The organism is Mesorhizobium sp. LSJC280B00 (genome assembly GCF_000502835.1).
Lineage (GTDB): Bacteria > Pseudomonadota > Alphaproteobacteria > Rhizobiales > Rhizobiaceae > Mesorhizobium.
Window position 1 is genome coordinate 1 of record NZ_AYVL01000086.1, and the last position, 4258, is coordinate 4258.

General features: G+C 60.5%; 2 protein-coding genes and 1 pseudogene. All 3 read left to right on the top strand.

What is annotated here, in order from left to right; genetic code table 11:
- Positions 1-2511 (top strand): annotated as a pseudogene (locus X773_RS73190) (lactate dehydrogenase); the annotation flags it as partial.
- A 327-nt stretch (positions 2512-2838) separates the two neighbouring features.
- The gene (locus X773_RS73195) at positions 2839-3027 is read left to right on the top strand and encodes a hypothetical protein (RefSeq protein ID WP_006205775.1); all 189 of its coding nucleotides are present in this window, start codon (positions 2839-2841) and stop codon (positions 3025-3027) included.
- Between the two features lie 405 nt (positions 3028-3432).
- Positions 3433-3903 (top strand): MucR family transcriptional regulator, encoded by a 471-nt coding sequence (locus X773_RS73200; RefSeq protein WP_023680908.1) that lies wholly within the window; start codon positions 3433-3435, stop codon positions 3901-3903.
- The last annotated feature ends 355 nt before the right edge of the window (positions 3904-4258 follow it).

Here is a 4258-nt window from a genome sequence, read left to right on the forward strand (position 1 = left end):
CTTCCAGGCGCCTCCGGCGCCTTTTCTCTTTATGGGCACCAGAAGCGCGGCATCTGGCGCATCGTCTCGGCCGGCTCGACCTACCTCGCCCATGCCGTCGGCGCCGGCAAGACCATGACGATTGCCGCGGGCGTCATGGAGCAGCGCCGGCTTGGCCTGATCGCCAAGGCCATGTTGGTCGTTCCCGGCCATTGCCTTGCACAGATGGCCCGCGAATTTCTGGCGCTCTATCCGACCGCGCGAATCCTGGTGGCCGACGAGACGAATTTTTCTTTAGCCAAGCGACATCGCTTCCTGTCGCGTGCGGCGACGGCGACCTGGGATGCGATCATCATCACCCACAGCGCCTTCCGCTTCATCGGCGTGCCGTCGGCATTCGAGCAACAGATGATCCACGACGAACTGGAACTCTACGAGACGCTGCTGACCAAGGTCGAGAGCGACGACCGCGTCTCGCGCAAGCGTCTCGAGCGGCTGAAGGAGGGGCTTAAGGAACGGCTGGAGGCGCTGGCGACCCGCAAGGACGACCTGCTCACCATCTCCGAGATCGGCGTCGACCAGATCATCGTCGATGAAGCCCAGGAGTTCAGGAAGCTCAGCTTCGCCACCAACATGTCGACGCTCGGCCTCGATCCGAACGGCTCGCAGCGGGCCTGGGACCTTTATGTCAAATCCCGGTTCGTGGAGACGAAGAACCCGGGCCGGGCGCTCGTGCTGGCGTCCGGCACGCCGATCACCAACACGCTTGGCGAGATGTTCTCGGTGCAGCGCTATCTCGGTTACCAGGCGCTGCTCCAGCGTGGCCTGCACGAGTTCGACGCCTGGGCTTCGACCTTTGGCGACGTCACGACTGAACTCGAATTGCAGCCATCCGGCAAATACAAGCCGGTGACGCGCTTCGCCACCTTCGTCAACGTGCCGGAGCTGATCGCGATGTTCCGCTCCTTCGCGGATGTGGTGATGCCGCAAGACCTTCGGGACTATGTGAAGGTGCCGGCGCTTTCGACCGGCGCGCGTCAGATCATCACCGCCAAGCCGTCCGCCGCCTTCAAGCGCTACCAGATGGTGCTCGACGCCCGCATCAAGGCGATCGAGGAACGCGACCGTCCGGCAGAAGCTGGTGACGACATCCTGCTGTCGGTTGTCACCGATGGCCGGCACGCTGCTATCGACCTGCGCCTGGTTGATCCCGACAATGACAATGAGCCGGACAACAAGCTCAACGATCTGATCGGCAATGCCTTCCGTATCTGGCAAGAAACAGCGCAAAGCAGCTATGTCCGCGCCGATGGCAAGCCGTTCGAGCTTCCTGGCGCAGCGCAGATGATTTTTTCCGATCTCGGCACGATCAGCGTCGAGAAAACCAGAGGCTTTTCGGCCTATCGCTGGATCAGGGACGAGTTGGTCCGCAGGGGCGTTCCGGCATCTGAAATTGCGTTCATGCAGGATTTCAAGAAGTCGGAGGCCAAGCAGCGCCTGTTCGGTGATGTGCGGGCCGGAAAAATCCGGTTCCTGATCGGCTCCTCCGAAACGATGGGCACCGGCGTCAACGCGCAGCTCCGCCTCAAGGCGTTGCATCACCTCGATGTGCCGTGGCTTCCCTCCCAGATCGAGCAGCGCGAAGGTCGTATCCTGCGGCAGGGCAACCAGCACGATGTCATCGATATCTTCGCCTACGCCACGGAAGGATCGATGGACGCCCAGATGTGGCAGAACAACGAGCGCAAGGCCCGGTTCATCGCGGCCGCCCTCTCCGGAGACACGTCCATTCGGCGGTTGGAGGATATGGGTGAGGGGCAGGCCAACCAGTTTGCTATGGCCAAGGCGATCGCCTCGGGCGATCCGCGTCTGATGCAGAAGGCAGGTCTGGAGGCAGACATTGCCCGCCTGGAGCGCCTTCGCGCGGCCCACATTGATGATGAGCACGCCGTTCGGCGGCAGATCCGCGATGCCGAGCGCGATATCGAATACGCGACCCGGCGCATCGGCGAGGTCGGCAAGGATATGCAGCGCCTCGTGCCGACGACCGGCGATGGGTTCAGCATGGTGGTCGGGGGCGACGTGTTCACGGAGCGCAAACTCGCCGGTCGTGCACTGATGAAGGAAATCCTGACTCTCGTGCAGCTTCAGCAGGAGGGCGAAACCACTATCGCCTCCATCGGCGGCTTCGATTTCGAATATTCCGGCGAGCGCTTCGGCAAGGACGGCTACAGCTATGCCACGATGCTGATGCGCACCGGCGCCGATTATGAAATCGAGCTGCCGGTGACCACTACGCCGCTTGGTGCGATTTCTCGCCTCGAGCATGCCTTGGCCGGCTTCGAGGGCGAGCAGGTACAATACCGCCAGCGTCTTGAGGATGCCGAGCTCAGGCTCACCTCCTATCGCTCGCGTCAGGGTGGCGAGTTCGGATTTTCTGGTGAACTGGCTGAGAAGCGCCGGCAGCTTGCGGAAATCGAAGTCGATCTTGCGTCTTCGATTGATGGCCAGGATCCGCGTGCAGCCGCATAGCAGGCTCGATAAAGGCTGCCGCTCATTGTCAGCCATTGACCGGCGGCAAAGGTTCAGGGCCGCTCGGGGTGAAGGCGATGCAGGAGGCGCGCCGAACTGCTTAACATGTTGATGCCAGGTTTCAGTCATGCTCGGCTCCGGCCAGCCAGACCACATGACGTAACGTCAAGAATCAGCTAACTGGATCATCGCGGCGGACCTGATTGGACCGTCCGGCCGGCGCCTGCCAGAGCCCCCCGCAAAAGCAGGCGCCGGCCTTTTAGCGCTTGAAAGATCGAGCAGTCATATTGTTTCGTCTTGTCCCCATCCAGACACGAGGCAGTTGCGATGGACGACACCAAAGGCGGCGCAAACCACACGTCCGTTGAGATAGTCGAGGCGATGGGCGAGTGGTTCGTCCGTGTTGTTGGGAACGGCGAAGAACTTACCCGATCATTCGACCTGGAATCGGTCGCCCTTGCCTTCGCGGAAGGCCAGCGGATACGCCTGGGGCTTAAGGACTTCAAGCGGATCTGACCCGACGTCCGCGTTCGCACCATAGCCGCCTAAGTTCAGTTTGCTATCGATCGTTGCGGGACGGCCCCATGTCGTGCCGATCAACTTCCGTTCTTCACCATAAGACGGCAGGACCAAAATCTTGCACCATGCGAGCAAAGGTCTGACGTAACCGCTTTGGTTTCGTACTAGTCCGTTGGACGTTCCGTTATTTTAGCTAATCGGCATATAATCGGCCCATCACTTGGATGGGTTGTTGGTCTACAGCTTAGTCGCGGCCAAAAAGAACGCGTCAATTTTGGCGTCGCTCTTGCCCAGCGCCGCAATGCCGGATGCCATCATTGGCTTAGAATAGATCAGGCCAGGTTGCGTACTGGACATTGCTCAAATAGAGATGGGTACAAATCAGACAAAAGGACCGACACATTGACAGAAGAATCCGACCACAGCGCCGCCGAACTAGCCGAGCTTACTGCGGAGATTGTGTCCGCCTACGTAAGTAAGAACCCTGTACCGGCTACCGGCCTGCCTGAACTAATCGCATCCGTGCACATGTCTCTGTCCGGGCTTGGTACGCCGATCGCACCTATCGTTGAGCCGCAAACTCCCGCCGTCAACCCAAAGAAGTCGGTGACGCCAGACTTCATTATCTGTCTCGAAGACGGCAAGAAGTTCAAATCCCTGAAGCGTCACCTTAGCACGGACTTCGGGCTGACGCCGGACGCCTATCGCGAGAAGTGGGGCTTGCCGCGCGACTATCCGATGACGGCTCCGAATTACGCCGCTCAGCGCTCGCAACTGGCGAAGTCCATCGGGCTTGGACGCAAGGCTGAACCCGTCGCACCAGCCAAGAAGGCGCCTGCGAAGCGGAAAGCCAAAGTGTCCGCCACCACCTGACGCTACGTAACGACTCAGCTATGTCAAGGCGCGGCGGATCCCAATCCCGCCCGGGGCCGGCGCCATTCGGATAGCTCCAGCGAGGGCGCCGGCCTTTGTTCTTAGCGTGGCGGAACTCGCCGGGCGAAGAAACCCCAACCACCTCAAGCCCGGCGAGCCTACACCTGATCAAAGTACCCGATCAGGACCGGGACCAACCGGCACCACGACCGAAGCAAGCGCAATGCCAACACTTTGGTCCCGAAATGGGACAATGCCGGGTTCCCTCGCTAGCACCCGGGTTTCTCTTCAGAAAAACCAACGTAGAACAAAAACCCTGTGAGCTTTCGCCACGGAGCCGCCGCGCCAAGGCAGA

Bases quoted from the DNA above. Each gene is read 5' to 3' on its own strand.
- X773_RS73195 (WP_006205775.1), top strand. From the start codon at position 2,839: ATGGACGACACCAAAGGCGGCGCAAACCACACGTCCGTTGAGATAGTC.